General features: G+C 57.8%; 20 protein-coding genes. 2 read left to right on the top strand and 18 right to left on the bottom strand.

What is annotated here, in order from left to right:
• Positions 1-12 precede the first annotated feature (12 nt).
• The 18 genes from carB to rpsB form a co-directional block, all read right to left on the bottom strand.
• Positions 13-3,261, bottom strand: a complete 3,249-nt coding sequence (gene carB / locus AC27VO_RS12840) for a carbamoyl-phosphate synthase large subunit (protein ID WP_488667105.1) — start codon at positions 3,259-3,261, stop codon at positions 13-15.
• Positions 3,254-4,426 (bottom strand): glutamine-hydrolyzing carbamoyl-phosphate synthase small subunit, encoded by a 1,173-nt coding sequence (gene carA / locus AC27VO_RS12835; protein ID WP_488667104.1) that lies wholly within the window; start codon positions 4,424-4,426, stop codon positions 3,254-3,256. Before carA ends, carB begins: the two co-directional genes overlap by 8 nt.
• 188 nt (positions 4,427-4,614) lie before the next feature.
• Complete coding sequence (locus AC27VO_RS12830; protein ID WP_488667103.1) at positions 4,615-5,385, bottom strand: TrmH family RNA methyltransferase; 771 nt, start codon at positions 5,383-5,385, stop codon at positions 4,615-4,617.
• Positions 5,382-6,035, bottom strand: coding sequence for a ribonuclease HII (gene rnhB / locus AC27VO_RS12825; RefSeq protein ID WP_488667102.1), 654 nt, complete (start codon positions 6,033-6,035; stop codon positions 5,382-5,384). The genes AC27VO_RS12830 and rnhB overlap by 4 nt, the downstream gene beginning before the upstream one ends.
• On the bottom strand, positions 6,007-7,176 hold the full coding sequence (lpxB, locus tag AC27VO_RS12820) for a lipid-A-disaccharide synthase (RefSeq protein ID WP_488667101.1): 1,170 nt from the start codon (positions 7,174-7,176) through the stop codon (positions 6,007-6,009). Before lpxB ends, rnhB begins: the two co-directional genes overlap by 29 nt.
• A 4-nt stretch (positions 7,177-7,180) precedes the next feature.
• Positions 7,181-7,972, bottom strand: a complete 792-nt coding sequence (gene lpxA / locus AC27VO_RS12815) for an acyl-ACP--UDP-N-acetylglucosamine O-acyltransferase (RefSeq protein ID WP_488667100.1) — start codon at positions 7,970-7,972, stop codon at positions 7,181-7,183.
• On the bottom strand, positions 7,972-8,427 hold the full coding sequence (fabZ, locus tag AC27VO_RS12810; RefSeq protein WP_488667115.1) for a 3-hydroxyacyl-ACP dehydratase FabZ: 456 nt from the start codon (positions 8,425-8,427) through the stop codon (positions 7,972-7,974). Before fabZ ends, lpxA begins: the two co-directional genes overlap by 1 nt.
• Positions 8,424-9,425 (bottom strand): UDP-3-O-(3-hydroxymyristoyl)glucosamine N-acyltransferase, encoded by a 1,002-nt coding sequence (lpxD, locus tag AC27VO_RS12805; protein WP_488667099.1) that lies wholly within the window; start codon positions 9,423-9,425, stop codon positions 8,424-8,426. Before lpxD ends, fabZ begins: the two co-directional genes overlap by 4 nt.
• A 16-nt stretch (positions 9,426-9,441) precedes the next feature.
• Complete coding sequence (locus AC27VO_RS12800) at positions 9,442-9,951, bottom strand: OmpH/Skp family outer membrane protein (RefSeq protein ID WP_488667098.1); 510 nt, start codon at positions 9,949-9,951, stop codon at positions 9,442-9,444.
• A complete protein-coding gene (gene bamA / locus AC27VO_RS12795) occupies positions 9,951-12,314 on the bottom strand; it encodes an outer membrane protein assembly factor BamA (RefSeq protein WP_488667097.1) in 2,364 nt (787 codons plus the stop codon). The genes AC27VO_RS12800 and bamA overlap by 1 nt, the downstream gene beginning before the upstream one ends.
• Positions 12,315-12,362: 48 nt before the next feature.
• Entirely contained in the window at positions 12,363-13,724 is a 1,362-nt protein-coding gene (gene rseP / locus AC27VO_RS12790) for an RIP metalloprotease RseP (protein WP_488667096.1), read from the bottom strand.
• A 30-nt stretch (positions 13,725-13,754) separates the two neighbouring features.
• The gene (ispC, locus tag AC27VO_RS12785) at positions 13,755-14,933 is read right to left on the bottom strand and encodes a 1-deoxy-D-xylulose-5-phosphate reductoisomerase (protein WP_488667095.1); all 1,179 of its coding nucleotides are present in this window, start codon (positions 14,931-14,933) and stop codon (positions 13,755-13,757) included.
• Positions 14,933-15,784, bottom strand: coding sequence for a phosphatidate cytidylyltransferase (locus AC27VO_RS12780; protein WP_488667094.1), 852 nt, complete (start codon positions 15,782-15,784; stop codon positions 14,933-14,935). Before AC27VO_RS12780 ends, ispC begins: the two co-directional genes overlap by 1 nt.
• Positions 15,785-15,799: 15 nt before the next feature.
• The gene (gene uppS / locus AC27VO_RS12775; protein ID WP_488667093.1) at positions 15,800-16,531 is read right to left on the bottom strand and encodes a polyprenyl diphosphate synthase; all 732 of its coding nucleotides are present in this window, start codon (positions 16,529-16,531) and stop codon (positions 15,800-15,802) included.
• 27 nt (positions 16,532-16,558) lie between these two features.
• A complete protein-coding gene (frr, locus tag AC27VO_RS12770) occupies positions 16,559-17,119 on the bottom strand; it encodes a ribosome recycling factor (protein ID WP_488667092.1) in 561 nt (186 codons plus the stop codon).
• 69 nt (positions 17,120-17,188) lie between these two features.
• On the bottom strand, positions 17,189-17,911 hold the full coding sequence (gene pyrH, locus AC27VO_RS12765) for a UMP kinase (protein ID WP_488667091.1): 723 nt from the start codon (positions 17,909-17,911) through the stop codon (positions 17,189-17,191).
• A 66-nt stretch (positions 17,912-17,977) separates the two neighbouring features.
• Positions 17,978-18,868, bottom strand: coding sequence for a translation elongation factor Ts (gene tsf / locus AC27VO_RS12760; protein WP_488667090.1), 891 nt, complete (start codon positions 18,866-18,868; stop codon positions 17,978-17,980).
• A 103-nt stretch (positions 18,869-18,971) separates the two neighbouring features.
• The gene (gene rpsB, locus AC27VO_RS12755) at positions 18,972-19,724 is read right to left on the bottom strand and encodes a 30S ribosomal protein S2 (protein WP_488667089.1); all 753 of its coding nucleotides are present in this window, start codon (positions 19,722-19,724) and stop codon (positions 18,972-18,974) included.
• 297 nt (positions 19,725-20,021) lie between these two features.
• Here rpsB and AC27VO_RS12750 point away from each other — a divergent pair, with 297 nt between their 5' ends.
• Entirely contained in the window at positions 20,022-21,269 is a 1,248-nt protein-coding gene (locus AC27VO_RS12750; protein ID WP_488667088.1) for an NAD(P)/FAD-dependent oxidoreductase, read from the top strand.
• An 8-nt stretch (positions 21,270-21,277) separates the two neighbouring features.
• Positions 21,278-22,789: an NAD(P)H-hydrate dehydratase gene (locus AC27VO_RS12745; RefSeq protein ID WP_488667087.1), complete on the top strand. Its 1,512-nt coding sequence runs from the start codon at positions 21,278-21,280 to the stop codon at positions 22,787-22,789.
• Positions 22,790-22,860 lie beyond the last annotated feature (71 nt).

Genomic DNA, 22,860 nt, shown 5'->3' with positions numbered 1-22,860 from the left:
ACGTGTTGTGACTTAGTGCGACAACATGGCGTGCAGCTCTTGGACAGAGTGCACATCCAAGTTACCGCGCATGGCCTTCATGCCTTCCACGGCCGCTTCCGCGCCGAAGATGGTGGTGAAGGTGGTCACCCGAGCCAGCAAAGCGCTGGTACGGATCTGGCGCGAATCCGCGATGGCGTTGCGGCGCTCTTCCACGGTGTTGATGACCATGGCGATCTCGCCGTTCTTGATCATGTCCACGATGTGGGGGCGGCCCTCGGTCACCTTGTTCACGGTTTGCACCGTGATACCAGCGGCTTCCAGCGCAGCTGCGGTGCCACGGGTGGCGCACAGGCTGTAACCCATGCCCACCAGTTCCTTGGCCACAGCCACGGCACGTGCCTTGTCGTTGTTCTTCACGGACAGGAAGACCTTGCCGGATTCAGGCAGGTGCACACCGGCACCCATCTGGCTCTTCACAAAGGCTTCGCCGAAGGTCTTGCCCACGCCCATGACTTCACCGGTGGACTTCATCTCGGGGCCGAGGATGGTGTCCACACCGGGGAACTTCACGAACGGGAAAACGGCTTCCTTGACGCTGAAGTAAGGCGGTGTCACTTCCTTGGTGATGCCCTGCTCGGCCAGCGTGTCGCCCGCCATGCAGCGTGCAGCCACTTTGGCCAGTTGCACACCGGTGGCCTTCGAGACAAAAGGCACGGTACGCGAAGCGCGGGGGTTCACTTCCAGCACGTAGATCACGTCCTGGCCGTCCACTTCCTTGATGGCGAACTGCACGTTCATCAGGCCCACCACGTGCAGGCCTTCGGCCATGGCTGCGGTCTGGCGCTTGATTTCAGCGACGGTTTCAGCCTTCAGGTAGTAAGGCGGCAGCGAGCAGGCAGAGTCACCGGAGTGCACGCCGGCTTGCTCGATGTGTTCCATCACGCCGCCGATGTACACGGCGCCGGTCTTGTCACGCACGCAGTCCACATCGCACTCGATGGCGTTGGACAGGAAGTGGTCCAGCAGCACGGGCGAGTCGTTCGACACCTTGACGGCTTCGCGCATGTAGCGCTCCAGATCGCGCTGCTCGTGCACGATTTCCATCGCACGGCCGCCCAGCACGTAGGAAGGGCGCACCACCAGGGGGTAGCCCAGGCCAGCGGCCTTTTCCAGCGCTTCTTCTTCGGTACGCGCAGTGGCGTTGGGTGGCTGGCGCAGGCCCAGGTCGTTGAGCAGCTTCTGGAAGCGCTCACGGTCTTCGGCCGCGTCAATCATGTCAGGCGTGGTGCCGATGATCTTGACGCCTTCGGCTTCCAGGCCCAGAGCCAGTTTCAGCGGGGTCTGACCGCCGTACTGCACGATCACGCCATCAGGCTGCTCCACCGAAACAATCTCCAGCACGTCTTCCAGCGTCAGTGGCTCGAAATACAGACGGTCCGACGTGTCGTAGTCGGTGGACACGGTCTCGGGATTGCAGTTGACCATGATGGTTTCGTAACCGTCTTCGCGCATGGCCATGGCGGCGTGCACGCAGCAGTAGTCAAACTCGATACCCTGGCCGATGCGGTTGGGGCCACCACCCAGCACCATGATCTTCTTCTTGTCCGAAGGTGCGGCTTCGCACTCTTCGTCATAGGTCGAATACATGTAGGCGGTGTTGGAGGCGAACTCGGCAGCGCACGTGTCCACGCGCTTGAACACGGGACGCACGTTCAGTGCCTTGCGCGCTTCGCGCACGGCCTTGTCGGTGGTGTGCAGCAGCTTGGCCAGACGGCGGTCCGAGAAGCCCTTTTGCTTGAGCGCGCGCAGTGTGGCTTCGTCCAGCGAAGCCAGTGCGTCAGCACCCTTGGCTTCATAGACGGTGTCCAGCTCGAGTTCGATCTTGATGATCTCTTCGATCTGTACCAAGAACCACTTGTCGATCTTGGTGATGTTGTGCACTTCGTCCAGCGACCAGCCAGCGGCGAAGGCATCACCCACGTACCAGATACGGTCGGGACCAGGCTCGCCCAGTTCCTTTTCCAGAATCTCGCGGTCCTGGGTCTTTTCGTTCATGCCGTCCACGCCCACTTCCAGACCGCGCAGGGCTTTCTGGAAGGATTCCTGGAAGGTACGGCCAATGGCCATCACTTCACCCACCGACTTCATCTGGGTGGTCAGGCGGTTGTCGGCTGCGGGGAACTTCTCGAACGCAAAACGAGGGATCTTGGTGACCACGTAGTCGATCGAAGGCTCGAACGACGCGGGGGTCTTGCCACCGGTGATTTCGTTCTTCAGCTCATCCAGTGTGAAGCCCACGGCCAGCTTGGCCGCGATCTTGGCGATGGGGAAGCCTGTCGCCTTGGATGCCAGCGCGGAAGAGCGCGAGACACGGGGGTTCATCTCAATGACGATCATGCGACCGTCCTTGGGGTTCACCGAGAACTGCACGTTGGAGCCGCCGGTATCCACACCGATTTCACGCAGCACTGCCAGCGAGGCATTGCGCATGATCTGGTATTCCTTGTCAGTCAGCGTCTGGGCTGGAGCCACGGTGATGGAGTCACCGGTGTGCACGCCCATGGGGTCCAGATTCTCGATCGAGCAGACGATGATGCAGTTGTCCGCGGTGTCGCGCACCACTTCCATCTCGTACTCTTTCCAACCCAGCAGCGACTCTTCGATCAACAGCTCATTGGTGGGAGAGGCTTCCAGACCGCGCTTGCAGATGGTCTCGAATTCTTCGGGGTTGTAGGCAATGCCACCGCCCGTACCGCCCAGCGTGAAGCTGGGGCGAATCACGGTGGGAAAGCCCATTTCCTTTTGGACTGCCCAGGCTTCGTCCATCGAGTGAGCGATACCGGAGCGTGCGGAGCCCAGACCAATCTTGGTCATGGCGTCCTTGAATTTCAGGCGGTCTTCGGCCTTGTCGATGGCTTCAGGCTTGGCACCGATCAGCTCAACCTTGTACTTGTCCAGCACACCGTGCTTCCACAGATCCAGCGCGCAGTTCAGCGCGGTCTGGCCACCCATGGTGGGCAAGATCGCGTCAGGACGCTCCTTGGCGATGATCTTCTCGACCGTTTGCCAAGTGATGGGCTCGATGTAGGTGACGTCCGCTGTGGCGGGGTCTGTCATGATCGTGGCAGGGTTGCTGTTGATCAGGATGACCTTGTAACCCTCTTCGCGCAGGGCCTTGCAAGCTTGCACGCCGGAGTAGTCAAACTCACAGGCCTGGCCAATCACGATGGGGCCAGCGCCGATGATCAGAATGCTTTTGAGGTCGGAACGCTTAGGCATTTTTGTGGTTCTCCATCAACGCGGTAAAGCGGTCGAACAAATAGGCAATATCGTGGGGGCCGGGCGATGCCTCGGGGTGACCCTGGAAGCAGAAGGCGGGCACATCGGTGCGCTCCAGGCCTTGCAACGTGCCGTCAAACAGGCTCACGTGGGTAGCACGCAGGTTGGCAGGCAGGGTTTCCAGCTCCACGGCAAAACCGTGGTTCTGGCTGGTGATGCTGACGCGACCGGTATCCAGGTCCTTGACCGGGTGGTTGGCACCGTGGTGGCTGTTTTGCATCTTGAAGGTCTTGGCGCCAGAGGCCAAAGCCATGATCTGGTGACCCAGACAGATGCCAAACAAAGGTACCTTGGCTGCCATGATTTCCTGCGCTGCGGCAATCGCGTAGTCGCAAGGCGCTGGGTCGCCAGGGCCGTTGGACAGGAATACACCGTCAGGGTTCAGCGCCAGCACATCCTTGGCAGGGGTCTGGGCGGGGACCACGGTCAGCTTGCAGCCACGTTCAGCCAGCATGCGCAAGATGTTCTTCTTGACGCCAAAGTCATAGGCCACAACGTGGAACTTGGGGTTGTCCAGCTGGCCGTAGCCTTCGCCCAGCTTCCACTCGGTTTCGGTCCAGTCGTAAGAGGTGGCAGTTGTCACTTCCTTGGCCAGATCCAGACCCTTCATGGCTGGCGCGGCCTTGGCGGCAGCCAGGGCTTCGTCGATCTTGGCTTGGGTGACCGCTTCACCAGCCGCCAAACCGACGATGGCGCCGTTTTGTGCGCCCTTGTCGCGCAACAGTCGGGTCAGCTTGCGGGTGTCAACGTTGGCAATGGCAACGGTGTTGTTGCGGACCAAATATTGCGACAAAGTCTCACCCATGCGGAAGTTGCTGGCGAGCAAAGGCAGGTTTTTGATGATCAAACCTGCGGCATGGACTTTGTCTGCTTCCACATCCTCTGCGTTCACACCGTAGTTACCGATGTGGGGATATGTGAGCGTAACGATCTGCTGGCAATAGCTGGGATCCGTCAGGATTTCTTGATAGCCCGTGATGGCAGTGTTGAACACCACCTCACCTACCGTGGTGCCTTGCGCACCAATGGAATTGCCAATAAAGACCGTGCCGTCTGCGAGCGCCAGAATGGCGGATGGGAAGCTTCCCTTAAGAGACAAAAGCACTGGGTTCTCCGGTTTTAAGTACGGTTACGCCCAGCGCAAGCTCTCGACCTAGCGTCAAGAGCAAGTTGCTTGTCTGCAATGTGGATGGCGAGGGAAGCGTCGCTAGGCGTAAGGAAATAATGCTGAAAAGCCTCTCATTATATCCACCTGTCCCAAAGCCGTTTTCTAATCCCTTGTAAGTGGCTGCTTCACTGCAGGGCTGACACCGCGCTGGCGTGCAGACAGATGGCCGCTGCAGCCGCCACGTTGAGCGACTCTTCGCCTCCGGGCTGGGCAATGCGTACATGCTGCGCCGCCAACGCTTCGACAGCCTCGCCCACACCCTGCCCCTCATGCCCCATGGCCCAGGCACACGGCCAAGGCAAGGCGGAGGCATGAATCAGATCACCGCGGTGCGAGCTGGTAACCAGCAGCGGCACTTGCAGCTGCTGCAGCGCCTGGGGCTCAGCCCCTTCGACCAGATGCAGCGCAAAGTGCGCCCCCATACCCGCACGCAGCACCTTTTGGCTCCACAACGCGGCCGCGCCCTTCATGGCAACGACCTGCTTGAATCCAAAGGCAGACGCGGAGCGCAAGATGGAGCCAACGTTGCCCGCATCCTGCACACGATCCAGCACCACCGTCGCAACGCCCGCCAGCACCTGAACATCCGGCGTCCAGGGCATCACGTAGCCCATGCTCGCAGGCGACTCCAACCCACTGATGTCAGCAAACAAGGCATCATCAAGCACTACAACTTTAGAAGCTACTTGCGCCCATTCCTTGGGGGCTAGAGGCCAAAAAGACTTCGAAAAAACAGCCACCTTGGGTTGCAGCCCCCGGGTGAGTGCTGCGCGGCACAGGTGATCACCTTCCAGCCACGAGTAACCCAATTTGCGGTACATGCCGCTTTCGCGCGAGAGGCGGCGCAGTTCTTTGACAAACGCGTTATCGCGCGAGCTGATTTCTGTAATGTTCATGCCGTTGCGGCTGCAGCCTGCTCGACTGCAAATCTATGAATAACGTGTGTCACGGGGGCAAAGCTGCGGCGGTGCTCAGGCGTGGCGCCCAAGCGATTGAGCGCCTGCAGATGGGCGGCTGTGCCGTAACCCTTGTGCGCGGCAAAGCCATATGCGGGATAAGCGCGATCAAACGCCTCACACCAGCGGTCGCGATGCACCTTGGCCAAGATGGAGGCCGCAGAAATGGCAGGAATCAGCGCATCACCTTTGACAATGGCCTCTGCCTGCACATCCAGCAGCGGAATACGGTTGCCATCCACCTGCACCAGTGCAGGCTTTAAACGCAGGCCGTTGACTGCTCGCTGCATGGCCAGCATGGTGGCCTGCAAAATATTGAGACGATCAATCTCTTCGACCGAGGCCTGCGCAATACAAAAGCACAGGGCCTTGGCCCGAATTTCGTCAAACAGCTTTTCACGGCGCGCTGCCGTGAGCTTTTTGGAGTCTGCCAACCCGGCAATCGGGTGCAGGTCATCCAAGATCACTGCAGCAGCCACCACAGGCCCCGCCAAGGGGCCACGGCCCGCCTCATCCACGCCAGCAACCAGGCCCGGCGCATGCCATTGCAGACAGCTTTGCTCAGGCATGGAGGACTTTTTGGATGGCATGGGCGGACAAAGTGGTGGTGTCTCTGCACAGCTCCTGGTGCAAAGCCGAAAAACGCTGCTCCACCGCATGAACGCGGGCACGCGCATGTGCACTGCTGTCGAGCCACTGCGCCACGGCATCCGCCAGCGCACGGGGGGACGCCTGGTCTTGCAGCAATTCCGGCACCACAAAATCCGAGCACAGAATATTGGGCAGACCCACCCAGGGCTGCAGCTGCTTGCGCTGCATGAGACGGTAGCTCCAAGGGTGCATGTTGTACGAGATCACCATGGGCCGCTTGAACAAAGCCGCCTCCAGCGTCGCCGTGCCACTGGCAATCAGCGTGCAGTCACATGCAGCCAGCACATCGTGCGATTGGCCACGCACAATACGCAGCCAGTCGGTCACCCCCAGCTCGTGCGCCAGTGCAGTCAGTCGGTCGAACAAGGCTGGCACTGCTGGCAGCACCACTTGCAGACTGGGCCATTCACGCTTGAGCAACGCAGCCGCTTGCATGAAGGGTTTCGCAATATATTGCACCTCCGCACGGCGGCTGCCTGGCAACAGTGCCAGCACGGGCAGATCCTGTGCCAAGCCCAGGCGCGCACGGGCAGCCGCACGATCCGGCTCCATCGGAATAACTTGCGCCAGCGGGTGCCCAACATAGGTTGCCGCAATGTCATGCTGGGCCAGCAATGCGGGCTCAAACGGGAAAAGGCACAGCACATGGTCGGCTGCCGCGCGAATTTTGTGGACACGCTCTGGGCGCCAGGCCCAAATCGACGGGCACACAAAGTGCACGGTCTTGATGCCAGCAGCACGCAAATCCTGCTCCAGCCCCAAATTGAAATCAGGGGCATCCACACCCACAAAAACATCAGGGCGCTCTTGCAGCAGCTTAGCACGCAACTGCTTGCGGATGGACACGATGTCCCACAGCCGCATCAGCACTTCCAAGCTGTAACCGTGCACCGCCAAGCGCTCGCTAGGCCACAGCGCTTCAAACGCGCGCTGTTGCATGTGCGGACCACCAATGCCATAGCTTTGCACCTGCGGCCATTGGCGCTGCAGACCATCCAAAAGCAAACCGGCGAGCAAGTCTCCTGACGTCTCGCCGGCCACCATGGCAACATGAGGTTGCTGAATCTCTAGTAAAGACATGGCCTTATCGTGCAATACCCCGGGTAGATGAAGCAAGGAAAGATTGCATCAATGCAATATCCTGGAGTGCCTCGGGCATCTCCTGCGCCAAATCACCGATCGCCTGCTGCGCTGCATCCAGCGTCAACCCCTGGCGATAGAGCAATTTGTGCATTTGCTTGACCGCTTTCAAGCGCTCTGGCGTGAAACCACGACGGCGCAGCCCTTCAATATTGAAGCCACGTACGGCCAGAGGATTGCCTTCAATCATCATGAACGGCGGTACATCTTGTGCCACACGGCTTGCAAAACCTGCCATGGCATGCGCACCAATCTTCACAAATTGGTGCACACCTGTCAGCCCGCCCAGGATGACCCAGTCACCCAGGTGCACATGGCCCGCCAAGGTGGCGTTGTTCGCCAAGATGGTGTTGTTGCCAACAGCGCAGTCATGCGCAATGTGCACATAGGCCATGATCCAGTTGTCATGCCCGATGCGTGTCACACCAGAGTCTTGGCTGGTGCCGGTATTGAAGGTGCAGAACTCACGGATCGTGTTGCGATCACCAATCACCAGCTGCGTCGCCTCACCTGCATATTTCTTGTCTTGCGGCTGTGCGCCCAAGGAAGCAAACTGGAAGATGTGGTTGTCCGCGCCAATGGTGGTGTGACCTTCAATCACGCAATGCGGACCGACCTGCGTGCCCTCACCAATCGTCACATGCGCGCCAATGATGCTGTACGCACCCACAGACACAGAAGGGTGCACTTGTGCACCCTCGTGAATGATGGCGGTTGGATGAATATGCGCGCTCATCAAGCCTGCTTTTCAGGACCCACGTAACGCATGGTGCACATCAGCTCGGCTTCGCAGGCCACTTCTTCACCCACGCGTGCCACGCCCTTGAACTTCCAGATACCACCACGCACACGATCAATCGAAGCTTCGAGAATCAGCTGATCACCAGGTTCGACGGGGCGCTTGAAACGTGCCGAATCAATACCGACGAAGTAGTAGATATTGTTTTCATCAGGCACCTGACCCATGGCATCAAAAGCCAGCAAACCGGCGGCTTGTGCCAGAGCTTCCAGCATCAGCACGCCCGGCATCACGGGACGACCAGGAAAGTGGCCTTGGAAAAATGGCTCGTTAAACGTAACGTTCTTGACGGCGCGAATGCGCTTGTTGCTCTCAAGCTCGACAACGCGATCCACCAGCAAAAAAGGATAGCGGTGGGGAAGTTGCTTGAGAATTGCGTGAATATCCATTATGAATTTCCGTTGTTGCTGGTGAGCGCCTCTAGCGCTTTCTCCAGCTTTTTAATGCGTTCTCGCAGCACATGTAGTTGCTTCAAAGATGCCGCGTTTTTCTCCCATTGCTCATTGGTCTGCAACGGGAAAATCCCAGTGTACAAGCCTGGCTGGTGAATCGAACGCGTCACCATCGAGGTGGGCGAAATACTCGTGCCATCGGCAATGGTCAGATGACCCAAAATATTCGCTGCACCGCCGATGGAGCAATGGCGACCAATCCGGGCACTACCCGCCACGCCAGTGTTCCCAGCAATGACCGAATGTGCCCCGATATGTACATTGTGGGCGATTTGGACCAGATTATCGAGCTTCACGCCATCTTCAATGATCGTGTCGTCCAGTGCCCCCCTGTCAATGCAGGTGTTAGCACCAATTTCCACATCATCACCAATGCGGACTCGACCCAGTTGCTCAATTTTGACCCAGGAGCCCGCCTCATTGGCAAAACCAAAGCCATCGGCACCAATCACCACACCTGGGTGCAACAAGCAGCGCGAGCCAATTTCGCAGTCGTCTGCAACGGTGATGCGCGATCGCAAGACCGTATCTGCACCGATTTTCACCCCAGCTCCCACCACGCACTGAGGCCCAATATAGGCACTCTCAGCGATGACGGCCGTTGGATCCACCACAGCCGAAGGATGAATCCCACGCGTTTTCACCCCCTGCTTTTTAGCCTGCCAAAACTGGGTTAGCTTCGCAAAATAAAGATAGGGATTGGGCGTTACGATGCATGCGCCGCGCGCACTCGCAACCTCACGCATTGCAGGCGCAACAATGACACAGGCCGCCTGTGAGGCGGCCATTTGCGAGGCATACCGAGGGTTACTCAAGAAGCTGATGGAGAAAGCATCTGCCGTCTCCAGAGGCGCAATACGGGAAACAGTTTGTTCCCGCTCGCCCCCCACCAACTCCCCACCCAAGGCATCAATGAGTTGTCCAAGTTGAACAATCACAAGCAACCTTGAGGACTTACTTGGAAGCGCCGTTCAAAGCCTTGATGACTTTGTCAGTGATGTCATGCTTAGGATTCACATACACCGCTTCTTGCAAAATCACATCGTATTTTTCAGCCTCAGCAACTTGCTGAACCACACGATTGGCCTGCTCCAGAACGCGCGCCAGCTCTTCGTTCTTACGTGCATTCAAGTCCTCTTGAAACTCACGGTTCTTGCGCTGGAAGTCACGATCCTGCTCAACCAAATCGCGCTGCTTCGCAACACGCTGGCTTTCCGACAACGTAGGAGCATCGCGCTCAAAAGCTTCGGAGGCAGACTTCAGTGTTTTGCCTTTGGCAACCAAGTCACGCTCGCGCTTTGAAAACTCTTGCTCCAGCTTGCCTTGCGCAGCCTTAGCGGAATTTGCCTCACGGAAAATGCGGTCCGTATTCACGAAACCCGCCTTGAAATCCTGCGCGTAGGCAGTCAGTGTCAAGCTAGCCAACAAGGCAGACACCGCCAGTGTGCGATACATATTTTTCATCAGAAAGACGTTCCAATTTGAAATTGAAGCTTTTGCAGCTCATCACCCGTTTTTTTGCGAATAGGGTTTGCCCATGCCAAACGCAAAGGTCCCAACGGAGAAATCCAGCTCAAACCAATACCTGCAGATGCTCGCAATTCACCTGCGCGAATGGGATCATTCTCGCCATAAATGCCACCCACATCAACAAAGGTAAACCATCGCAGCGTCTTGTCATTGCCTGCACCTGGGAATGGTGCAATCAGCTCGAAGTTCATGACTGCCTTCTTGGCTCCACCCAAATATGAGTAGCTACCAGAACCATAGTTTTCAATGGCCCCATTGGGCCCAATGTACTGATTGGCACGCGGACCCAGGCTGCCTTGCTCAAAGCCACGCACCGAGCCCAAGCCACCTGCATAGAAGTTCTTGAAGATGGGGTAAGGCTTTCCGCCCATACCCTTGCCCCAGCCCAACTCAGCATTCACAGCAAACGTCATTGCCTTGGTCAGCGGCAAGTATTGCTGGAATTGGTAGTTGGCCTTGACATACTTCATGTCTCCTGCTGCCGACCATTCCGCATTGAAACGCTGGTAACGACCCGAATTGGGAGCCAACGCACTGTCACGCGAATCGCGACCCCAACCAATGGTCAGAGGAATACCTGTGGTGCTCTTGTCCGCATACGGTAGGTACTGAATGGGCATGTACACACCCTGGTCGATCGAGGTCTGCTCTACACCAGCACCGAAATAAACCGTGTCGATTTCACTGAAAGGAACGCCAAACTTGATCGAAGCACCCTTGGAGACAATTTTGTACAAGTCTTCAGACTTGACCAGCTCGTTACCGACATAGATATCCCCCGAATAAGGGCGCGATGTGCGGTAGAAGGCATCCACAGTGCGAGAAATGCCGTCCTGTGTGAAGTATGGATCAGTTGTGCTGACAACCAGTGTTCGGTTGTACTTGCTCGTATTGACATCCAAGCCCAGGTAATTACCGGAACCAAATGCATTCTCTTGCTTGATACCGAAGCTCAGAGACACCTTCTCAGCACTGGAGAAACCAGCACCCAGCGTCACTGCACCCGTAGGCTTTTCCTTCACGTTCACGACCAAGTCAACCTGATCTGGTGAACCAGGAATTTCCTGGGTATCAATATCCACTTCGGTGAAATACCCCAAGCGATCCACGCGGTCACGGGACAGTTTGATCTTGTCTCCGTCATACCACGAAGACTCAAACTGGCGGAACTCGCGGCGAATGACTTCGTCACGCGTACGATCGTTGCCCGAAACTTGGATGCGGCGCACGTAAGCACGACGCGAAGGTTCCGCACGCAGCACAAAGGCCACGCGATTGTTGTCACGGTCAATTTCAGGCACCGCTTCAACACGCGCAAAAGCGAAACCGAAGTTACTAAAGTGGTCGGAGAACGCCTTGGTAGTTTCTGTCACCAAGTCTGCGTTGTAGGCTTGACCAGGGCGAATCTTGACCAATGACTTGAACTCGTCATCACGTCCCAGGTAGTTGCCCTCCAGCTCAACGCCCGAAACCACAAACTTTTCACCCTCGTGAATATTCACGACCAAGGAGATTTTTTGCTTGTCTGGCGAGATCGCGACTTGCGTCGAGTCGATGCGGAAGTCCAAATATCCACGCTGCAAATAGTAGGAGCGCAATGTTTCCAAGTCAGCATTGAGTTTGCTGCGCGCGTAACGGTTGGACTTGGTATACCAGCTCAGCCAGCCGCCCGTATCTTGGTCAAACTGCTTTTTCAACGTCGACTCGCTGAAAGCTTTGTTGCCAACAATACGAATATCGTTGATTTTGGCGGCATCACCCTCAGTGACCGAAAACGTCAGATTCACACGATTGCGCTCAATGGGCGTAACCGTAGTCACCACCTCCGCGCCATAGAGGCTGCGGTTGATGTACTGGCGCTTGAGCTCCTGCTCCGCACGGTCGGCCAATGCTTTGTCAAAGGGGCGACCTTCCGCCAAACCCACATCGCGCATGGCCTTTTGCAAAGCTTCCTTGTCGAACTCTTTGGTGCCAACAAATTCAACACCTGCAATGGTAGGGCGTTCCTCGACCACAACCACCAGCACATTGCCATTGGCTTCCAGGCGCACATCCTTGAACAGGCCCAAAGCAAACAGCGAACGAATGGCAGATGCGCCTTTGTCGTCGTTGTAGTCATCACCCACGCGCAAAGGCATGGAGGCAAAAACGGTACCTGCCTCTACACGCTGCAACCCTTCCACACGGATATCTTGAACCTTGAAGGGCTCCAAAGCCCAGGCGGCTTGGGCAGCACAAAGCAAGGCCGCTACGGCTGTGGCCGTACGAACGCCAAATCTATTTTTTGAGAGTTTCATTTGTGATGCAGGCGCCAACTTCAAAGTTCGGCAGTTTGACTGTATGGATTAGCCCCAGAGACGGCTGATATCGTTGAACAAAGCAATGGACATCATCATTAGCAAAAGGCCTATGCCGACCCGTTGCAGACGTTCCATCCAAACGTCGCTGACGGGATGCCCTGTGACACCTTCCCAAAGATAATACATCAGGTGCCCACCGTCCAATACGGGAAGCGGCAAGAGATTCAAAACGCCGAGGCTAACGCTGATGAGCGCCAAAAACAATACGTACTGGATCCACCCCAAGCTGGCAGACTTGCCCGCGTAATCAGCAATCGTCAGCGGGCCGCTCAAGTTCTCTAAAGAAGCCTGCCCAATCAGCATCTTTGCCATCATTTGCACGCTTAATACAGAGACTTCCCACGTCTTGCGCACGCCTGCAGACACCCCATCCAGCAAGCCTTTTTGCACCAACACCATCTCTGGTGCACCACCGACAAAAGCACCAATACGCCCAATGCGCCCCTCTGGAACCTCCGTCAACTCAGGCACTACAGAGATCGTTAACGATTGTTGATTGCGTTCAATGCGCCACGTCTGGGTCTGCAAGCTGGCATCCACCCCCGCTTGCTTGATCAACGCACGCAGCTGAGCACCATCCTGGACAGCATGCCCATTGACACTGCGCACCACATCACCAGGCTTCAAACCTGCCGCCTGCGCAGGCATCCCTTCCATAAGCTCCCCCAACACTGCGGGGGTCCATGGCGTATCAATACCTATGCGTTTCAACGCTGCAGGGTCCATACCGGAACCCGCCAATGTCGACGTAGCAAGCACTCCCTGCGCCACAGAGCCACCTGCAGGACTCGTCCAAATCAGCCGAACATCCTCACCATGTAGCGCCGCTTGTGTCAGCTGCCAACGCAAGTCTTCGAATGACGCCACGGACTCTTCCGCGCCGGAGGCGAGCCGGACCGACTGCACCCATTCCCCGCCTTTTAACCCGGCCTGCGCAGCCAAAGTACCAGCATGGGGCGCTGAGACCACGGCCTTCGGCTGCTCCAACCCAACCCAATTGACCACGCTGTACAACACAATGGCCAGCAACAGATTGGCCAGTGGGCCCGCTGCCACAATGGCAGCTCTTTTGCGCAAGGGCTGGCGATTGAATGCGCGGTGCAACTCCGCCTCAGGTACTTGGGCCTCACGCTCATCCAGCATGCGCACATAGCCACCCAAAGGCAAGGCCGCGATCACAAACTCTGTTTCAGCGTTGCGTCCTTTCCAGCGCAAGAGCGGCTTACCCATACCGATGGAAAATCGCAAAACCTTAACGCCACAGGCCACCGCTACGCGGTAGTGGCCATATTCATGGATGGCGATCAGCACACCCAACGCAACAATGAAAGCTACCACGGTCAGCATGTAATCATCCTTGCGTGAACACCGGCTTCATTAAAGTGCGAATTGCGCAAGCACTTGGTTAGCCACACTGCGCGCTTCATCGTTCAAGGCCAACAAATCGCCCAGCGACTGCGGTTTGGCAGGTTGCAGCTTGTCCAGCGTCGCCAAGTTCACTGCATGAATACGGTCAAAACGCAAGCGCTCCGCCAAAAATGCAGCCACCGCCACTTCGTTGGCGGCATTGAGCACCGCAGTGGTGCCCTCCGGTGCTTTTAAGGCCTGCCACGACAAATGCAAACCCGGGAAGCGCTGGGCATCCGCTTCTTCAAAAGTCAGGGCCGCCAGATTTGCAAAATCCAGTCGATCTACGCCGCTTTCAATGCGCTGCGGCCACGCCAGGCCACATGCAATCGGAACGCGCATGTCTGGCGTGCCCAGCTGAGCCAAAATGGAGGCATCCTTGAACTGCACCATCGAGTGCACGATTTGCTGCGGATGAATCACCACCTTGATCTGATCTGGCTCTACATCGAACAACCAGCGCGCCTCGATCACCTCCAAGGCCTTGTTCATCATCGTGGCCGAATCCACTGAGATTTTGCGGCCCATCGAAAAATTAGGATGCTTGCAAGCTTGGGCCGGTGTGATTTCCGAGAGGGTCGCGGGATCACGCTGGCGAAAAGGGCCGCCGGACGCCGTCAGCAGCAAGCTATCAATGCGCGTTTTCCAAGTGCTGCGATCTTCTGGCAGGCACTGAAAAATGGCAGAGTGCTCACTATCGATCGGCAGCAGCGTGCAGTTGTTAGCATGCACCGTATCCATGAACAATGCGCCCCCCACCACCAGCGCCTCTTTGTTGGCCAGCAAAAGGCGCTTGCCAGCCCGCGCCGCAGCAAGGCATGGCGACAGGCCAGCAGCCCCCACAATAGCCCCCATCACGGCATCTACCTCTGGGTGAGACGCTATCTGTTCCAGAGCATCTTGCGCTTGCAATACCTTGGTTTTAAGGCTATTTGCCTTTAATTTTTCTGCCAATGCATCAGCATGCACCTTGCTTGCCATGACGGCAAAACGCGGCTGAAACTCTGCGCATTGCGCCAGCATCACATCCACTTGCGTAGCCGCACTTAAGGCAAAAATCTCGTAATCCGCCGGGTGCCGGCGCACGACATCCAATGTACTTGTTCCAATAGAGCCCGTAGAGCCCAGCACCGTCAAACGTTGTTTCATCACTGCACCAAAGAAGTCAGCATCATGGCCAGAGGCAAGGTGGGTAAGAGAGCATCAATACGGTCCAACACACCACCGTGGCCGGGCAATAACTGGCTGCTGTCTTTGAAACCAGCACTTCGCTTGATCAAAGACTCCACCAAATCACCCACCACACTCATAGCCGCCATGAACAAGGCTGCCACCAAAAGCAGCCAAACACCTTGCTCGCAAAGACGTGTATAGAAACTTGCCACTTCGGCCTGCTGTGCTGCATCTGCCCACACCCACAGCAATGCCATCAGCACCACGCCCAAAGCACCACCCCAGGCACCCTCCCAGCTTTTACCGGGACTGATGGCTGGAGCCAGCTTTTGCCGCGTCCAGCGCAGGCCAAATGCGCGGCCCGAAAAATAAGCAAAAATATCAGCCACCCAAACCAGCGCCAGCACGGACAGCAAGAAATTGACACCCACTTGGCGTGCTTGCACCATGGCCAGCCCGGCCACCCACAGCGCAAGCAGCCCGACAATCCAGCGTACGGCTTGAGGGATCTTGCCCCAGGCAGGGACACCAGCCTTGATCAGCAAGGCACTGCCCAGCACCCAGGCCCCACCAGCCACCACCCACAGCGTAGTGTGCGACTGCACCAACCAGCCCTGCTGCCAAGTGAGACCGCACATCACCAGCATCACAGCGCCCGTACCCAATGCACCCGCGGTACGCAAGCCATTGAGCCGCCCCCATTCCCAGGCGCCGGCCGTGAGCATGACCAAGACGATGATGTTGAATGCGGTAGGGTTGGAAGCAAACAGTGCGGGCAACAAGATTGCCAATAGCACGATAGCCGTAATGACACGCTGCAAGAGCATGGGAGTCTCTCCCGATTAGACAGTCACCTTCTCTGAGGTTGACTGTGTGATTTGTTCAGATGTTTGGCCAAACCGGCGCTCACGGCGTGCGAAATCTGCCACTGCCGCATCCAGCTCAGCCGCATCAAAATCAGGCCACAGCGCAGAACTGAAATACAGTTCCGAATATGCGGCCTGCCACAGCAAAAAGTTGCTGATGCGAAATTCCCCACCCGTTCGGATGAGCAAGTCAGGGTCAGGCACATGCGCCATTCCCATGGCCGCATTCAAGTTCTGCTCGGTCATAGCTTGCCCCTGCGCAGCCACGCGTGCAGCGGCTTGCACAATATCGCTACGGCCACCGTAGTTAAAGCAGACATTGAGTACCAGACGCGCATTGGCAGCCGTCAAGGATTCCGCCTGCACGAAGCCTGCCTGCACCTTGTCCGATAAGCTGGCCCGCTCACCCACAAAATGCAGCTGCACACCTTCTTCATGCAGACTTGGCACTTCGCGCGCCAAGGCCCCCGCCAGAAGATTCATGAGGCCAGAAACCTCGTCCGCCGGACGATTCCAGTTCTCGGATGAGAAAGCAAAGACTGTTAAGACGCGTACGCCACGTGCAATACACAAACGCACGCAACGGCGCAAGGCTTCTACACCTTGCTTATGACCGGCCAAACGCGGCAAAAACCGCTTTTTGGCCCAGCGCCCATTGCCATCCATCACGATGGCAATGTGGCGGGGAACTGCAGTGGACTGGGTCATGTTGATTCCCCGCTCCGTCAGCAGGCCTCAAACGGCCAAGATTTCTTGCTCTTTGGCCGCAACCAGCGCATCAATCTCAGTGATGTGCTTGTCGGTCAGCTTCTGCACTTCCGCTTCCGAACGTTTCTGATCGTCTTCCGAAGCTTCTTTGTCCTTGACCAGACGCTTGACCGCCTCATTGGCATCACGACGCAGATTGCGCACGGCCACTTTCGAGGCTTCGCCTTCGTTGCGAGCCAGCTTGGTCATTTCCTTGCGACGCTCTTCACTCATCGCAGGCATGGGCACACGAATCAAGTCACCCATGGATGCTGGGTTCAAACCCAGATCACTTTCACGGATGGCCTTCTCCACCTTGGCACCCATATTCTTTTCCCAAGGCTGCACGCTCAGCGTGCGCGCATCCAGCAGCGAAACGTTCGCAACTTGCGACAGCGGCACCATGGATCCGTAGTACTCCACCTGGATCACATCCAGCAGCTGTGGGCTGGGGCGACCTGTACGCACGCGCGACAGATTGTTCTTCAACGCCTCGAGGGATTGACCCATCTTGGTTTCGGCGGTTTTCTTGATTTCAGCAATCGTCATATTCATTACCTCTGAAAGCAAACGGCCTTCCATGCTTGCACAAGGAAGGCCTCAAGCGCTTTTAATTAATCAAGCGTGTACCAGCGTGCCCTCATCCTCACCCATGACCACGCGCAGCAGCGCGCCTGGCTTCACGATCGAGAACACACGAATCGGCAACTTCTGATCACGACACAAAGCAAAAGCTGTGGCATCCATGATGCCCAAGTTACGACCAATCGCTTCGTCAAAAGCCAGCTTGGTGTAACGGGTCGCTGTAGGATCCTTCATCGGATCTGCAGTGTATACGCCATCCACCTTGGTGGCCTTCAAAACCACCTCGGCACCGATTTCTGCACCGCGCAGTGCAGCCGCAGTGTCAGTGGTAAAGAAGGGGTTGCCCGTACCCGCCGCAAACACCACCACCTTACCCTCTTCGAGGTACTGCAGTGCCTTGGGGCGCACATAGGGCTCTACCACCTGCTCAATGCCAATGGCGGACATGACACGTGCGGTCAAACCCTGCTTGTCCATGGCATCCGCCAGGGCCAAAGCATTCATCACCGTCGCCAGCATACCCATGTAGTCAGCAGTGGCGCGATCCATACCGGCCGAGCCGCCTGCCACACCACGGAAAATATTGCCCCCGCCGATAACCACCGCCACCTGCACACCCACATTGGAGACTTCAACAATTTCCGAAACCATGCGTTCAATGGTTGCGCGGTTGATGCCAAACTGGTCGTCACCCATGAGCGCCTCACCAGACAACTTAAGCAATATGCGCTTGTGGGCTGGCTGAACTTGTGTCATAGGTAACTCCGGTTTGTGTGTGGTTATGGTGTGAAAAATCAGTCGACGGCAGAGGGCAAAGAGCGTTTACGCGCCCTTGGCAGCAGCCATTTGGGCAGCAACTTCAGCAGCGAAGTCGTCTACCTTCTTCTCAATGCCTTCGCCCACCACAAACATCGTGAAACCCTTCACGGTGGTGTTGGCAGCCTTCAGCATGGCAGCCACGGTTTGCTTGCCGTCAGCGGCCTTCACAAACACTTGGTCAGCCAGAGACACTTCCTTCAGGTACTTCTGCACGGAACCTTCGACCATCTTGGCCACGATTTCAGCAGGCTTGCCGGACTCAGCAGCCTTGGCAGCAGCAACGGTACGCTCTTTTTCGATCAGATCTGCAGGCACATCAGCAGATGTCAAAGCCACAGGCTTCATCGCAGCCACGTGCATTGCCACATCCTTGGCAGCTGTTGCATCGCCGTCAAACTCAACCACAACGCCAATGCGCGAGCCGTGCACGTACGAAGCCAGAGTGCCTTCAAAGCGCTTGAAGCGGCGGAAAGACATGTTTTCACCGATCTTGCCGATCAGGCCCTTGCGCACATCTTCCAGTGTGGGACCGAAGCCGTCTTGCTCGTAAGCCACAGCACCCAGAGCTTCCACATCCGCAGGATTGTGCTCAGCCACCAGCTTGGCAGCAGCAGCAGCCATCGCCAGGAAGCTGTCGTTCTTGGAAACAAAGTCAGTTTCGCTATTCACTTCGATCAGCGCGCCCACATTGCCTTCCATGAAGGAAGCAACCACGCCTTCGGCGGTCACGCGCGAAGCAGCCTTACCAGCCTTGGTACCCAGCTTGACGCGCAGCAGCTCTTCCGCCTTGGCCATATCGCCATCAGCTTCGGTCAGAGCCTTCTTGCATTCCATCATGGGCGCGTCAGTCTTAGCGCGCAGTTCAGCCACCATGCTTGCGGTAATTGCAGCCATCTTGTTTCTCCGTATTCAGTTCAAATCGTTACAGGATTTCAGCTAAAAAAAGGGGGCTACGTAGAGCCCCGCTTTTTATTGCGACAAGTCGCACAGCCAGGACTTAGGCAGCGGAATCTTCCACTTCGACGAATTCGTCGGAACCTTCACCAGCAGCCACCTTAGCCACGTCGTTCAGACGAGCTTCACGGCCTTCCAGGATGGAGTCAGCAATAGCGCGGGCGTACAGAGCCACAGCCTTGGCCGAGTCATCGTTACCAGGAATCACGTAGTCGATGCCTTCGGGGTTGTGGTTGGAGTCCACCACACCGATCAATGGGATACCCAGCTTCTTGGCTTCGGAAATAGCGATCTTGTGGAAACCCACGTCGATCACGAAAATGGCGTCAGGCAAAGTAACCATATCTTGGATACCGCCGATGTCCTTTTCCAGCTTTTCCAGTTCGCGAGCGAACATCAGCTGCTCTTTCTTGGACAGCGATTCCAGGCCAGCTTCTTGTTGAACCTTCATGTCCTTCAGACGCTTGATGGAAGTCTTCACGGTCTTGAAGTTGGTCAGCATACCGCCCAACCAACGCTGGTCCACGTAAGGAACGCCAGCGCGCTGAGCTTGCTCAGCCACCAGTTCACGGGCTTGACGCTTGGTACCAACCATCAGGATCGTGCCGCCGTTAGATGCCAGTTGCTTGGCAAACTTCTGGGCGTCCTGCAGCATGGGCAGGGACTTTTCCAGGTTGATGATGTGGATCTTGTTACGGTGACCGAAGATGAACGGAGCCATCTTGGGGTTCCAGAAACGGGTTTGGTGACCGAAGTGGACACCGGCTTCCAGCATTTCGCGCATGGTAACGGACATGGTTTTCTCCAAAAGGTTAGGTCTTAAATGCAGCTCGATTTCGCAGACCTCGTGGCCTTGCAACACCTTGAGAGAGCTGATTTGCGATTAACTTTGCAAGCCTTGCCCAGCCAATTACCGGACAACCAACTGCAAAGCCGAAAGATTTTAGCACAAGACAACCCATGCCCCTGCCAACACCCCGCCTGTCTTTTGCAAGCGCCCCCGCGCAACACTTCATATTTCTTTGCGAATTGGCGCAAGTCGGACGCTGTTTGCAAGTCAAAATCACGACTTCCGCAATAGCGCAAAAATGCCATGAATCTCGCCATCGTGGGCGCCGGTATCGTCGGCATCTCCACGGCCTTGGAGCTTGCCCGTGATGGGCACCAAGTTACCGTTTTCGAACAAATGAATGCCGCCGTCGAAGAAGCCAGTTTCGCGCCTGGCGGCTGGTTGTCACCCTTGATCACACCAAGCCTGTCCACCCCCGGCGCAGGCATGCCACTCAAGCGCCTGCAAAGCGGCACTGGTTTGCTGCAGGCATCACGCATGATTGGCTCCCCCACCTGGCGCTGGATGCGCCAATGGAAAAAGCACGAAAAAAGCGCCAACAAACAAGGCGACCACACCCTGGCTGAAGCCCTGCACACCATGGGCAGCTACAGCGCAAGCCTGCGCTGGCAAGACTGCGAAGACACCGAGCTGGCCGCCGAACGCCAATCCGGCGCCCTGGTTTTGCTGCGCACCCCCCAAGAGGTGGAGTTCTGGGAGGCGCACGCCCACTGGATGCAAGAACAAGGCATCACCTCCAAGCTTTTGAGCGCCCCCCAAGTCCAGGCCCTAGAGCCCGGCTTGGGCCAAGAAATAGCCTGGATCAACGCCCTGCATTTCCCAGATGCGGAATCGATCAACCCGCGCCTCTGGGCGCAGTATCTGCGCGTGCACGCCCAGCATATGGGCGTGCACTTTTGCACTGGCACCCCCATCAGCCGCATTCACACCCAACCAGTGGGTGTCGAAACTGGCGGTCAGCTGCATTGTTTTGATAGCATCGTGCTGTGCACGGGTGCTACGCACCAGCTCTTGCATTCGCTCGGCATTCAACTCCCCCTGATCCCCACCTGGGGCTACAGCGTGACCGCTCCCGTGCGAGATGCCTTGCAAGCTCCCCGCAGTGCCGTCATGGATTGGACGCACCAGGCCACCATCAGCCGCATGGGACAACGCGTGCGCATTACGGCAGGCCTGGAGATGGGTGCCACAGCCGGAGCACCGCACCACAGCGGCACTCTGCAGCGCATGTACCAATTGCTCAACGACTGGTTTCCAGGGGGTGCCCATTTGTCATCTCCACAAGTGCAGGTATGGCGCGGGGTGCGTGGTCACCTGCCGGATGGTCTACCCGCCGTGGGCAGCAGCGGTCACCCTGGGGTATGGCTCAATATGGCCCACGGCAGCCAAGGCGCCAGCCTGGCGGCAGGCTGTGCCCGGGCTGTGGCAGATATGCTGGGCCATCGCCCACCCGCACTCGATATGCAAGCCTTCTCGCCCTTGCGCTTTTAGGAGAACCCATGCTGCAGCGCATTCACCCCCACCACACCGCCCCCCTGCCTCTGTGGAATGCGCACAACAGCCAACGGATCGAACAGGCTGCGCTGGCCACCCCGCGCACACCCAGCTTGATGCAGCGCGCCGGGGGCAGCATTGCACAGCTGACATGCGCCATTGCACCCCATGCCCGCCAGGCCTGGGTGCTGTGCGGCCCCGGCAACAATGGCGGCGATGGCCTGGTCGCCGCACACCGCCTGGCACAACGCGGCCTCACCGTATGGGTGCATGACTTAGGCGCAGCAGCCACATCCGGCAGCAGCGATCGCCAGCATGCGTGGGCACAAGCCCGCCAAAGCACGGCGCAGTGGCTCACGCCGACAGAAATTCCCACCCTTGGCACAGATGACGTGGTGATTGATGCCCTGCTGGGCCTGGGCCAACGCACCAACCAGCACGCCAGCGCCACCACCATCCAGCACCTGCTACAGCACAGCTACCGCAGCCCGGCGCACACACTGGCCGTAGACATCCCCACCGGACTGGGCGCCGACCACGGCGACTGGCTACCGGGATACGCTCCGCCCGCCACCTGGACACCCGCCAGTCGACACACGCTCAGCCTGCTGACCCTGAAGCCCGGCCTGCTCACCCACCACGGCCGCGACGCTTGCGGCCAGCTCTGGTGGGACGACCTGGGTTGCCAGCCACTGCTACACCACCCCCCTGATGCATGGCTGAGCGCAGCCCCCACATCCGCTGCGCGCGCTCACAACAGCCACAAGGGCAGCTTTGGCGATGTACTGGTCATTGGCGGCGCACCAGGCATGGCTGGCGCCGCCGTCTTGGCTGCCAGCGCTGCCCTGCACCACGGTGCGGGGCGCACCCTGCTGCACCTGCTGGATACCACGCTACACACACTGTATGCACCACTGCCCGACCTGATGCGGCCCGATGCCGACAGCGCGCGCGCCCTACTGGCACATGCCACCGTAGTGTGCGGCTGCGGCGGGGGCAACGCCATCCATGCCTGGCTGCCCGAGGCGCTTGAGCAAGCCCCACGCCTGGTGCTAGACGCCGATGCCCTAAATGCCATCGCCCGCGACATCACGCTGCAAAGCGCCTTGCACGCCCGCCGGGCGCGCGGCCAGGCCACCCTGCTGACACCGCACCCCCTGGAAGCGGCCCGCTTGCTGCAGCAAAGCAGCGCCGAAGTCCAAGCACAGCGCCTGCATGCCGCAGCCACGCTGGCCCAGCGCCTGCAATGCACCGTGCTGCTCAAAGGCTCGGGCAGCATCATCGCCAGCCCCGACGAGATCCCTCACATCAACCCCACCGGCAACGCCCGACTGGCCATTGGCGGCACCGGCGATGTACTGGCCGGATTGCTGGCCGCACGCTGGCAAGCGGGCATCAGCGCCCACAGCGCGGCCAGCCATGCAGCCTGGGAGCACGGCGCATTGGCCGACCAATGGCCTGCACAGCAAGCACTGACCGCCTCCGAGCTGGCACGCGCTCTGCTGCGCAGCCATTAGCACCAACAAAAAAAAGGAGCTGCCAGCACTTGCAAATCCTGAAGTTCAGATAGAAAACTATCCGAATTTCA

The organism is Comamonas sp. 14P8.1.4 (genome assembly GCF_057799285.1).
Note: the sequence above shows the minus strand (reverse complement) of the source record. Positions and strands in the feature narration are given on the sequence as shown.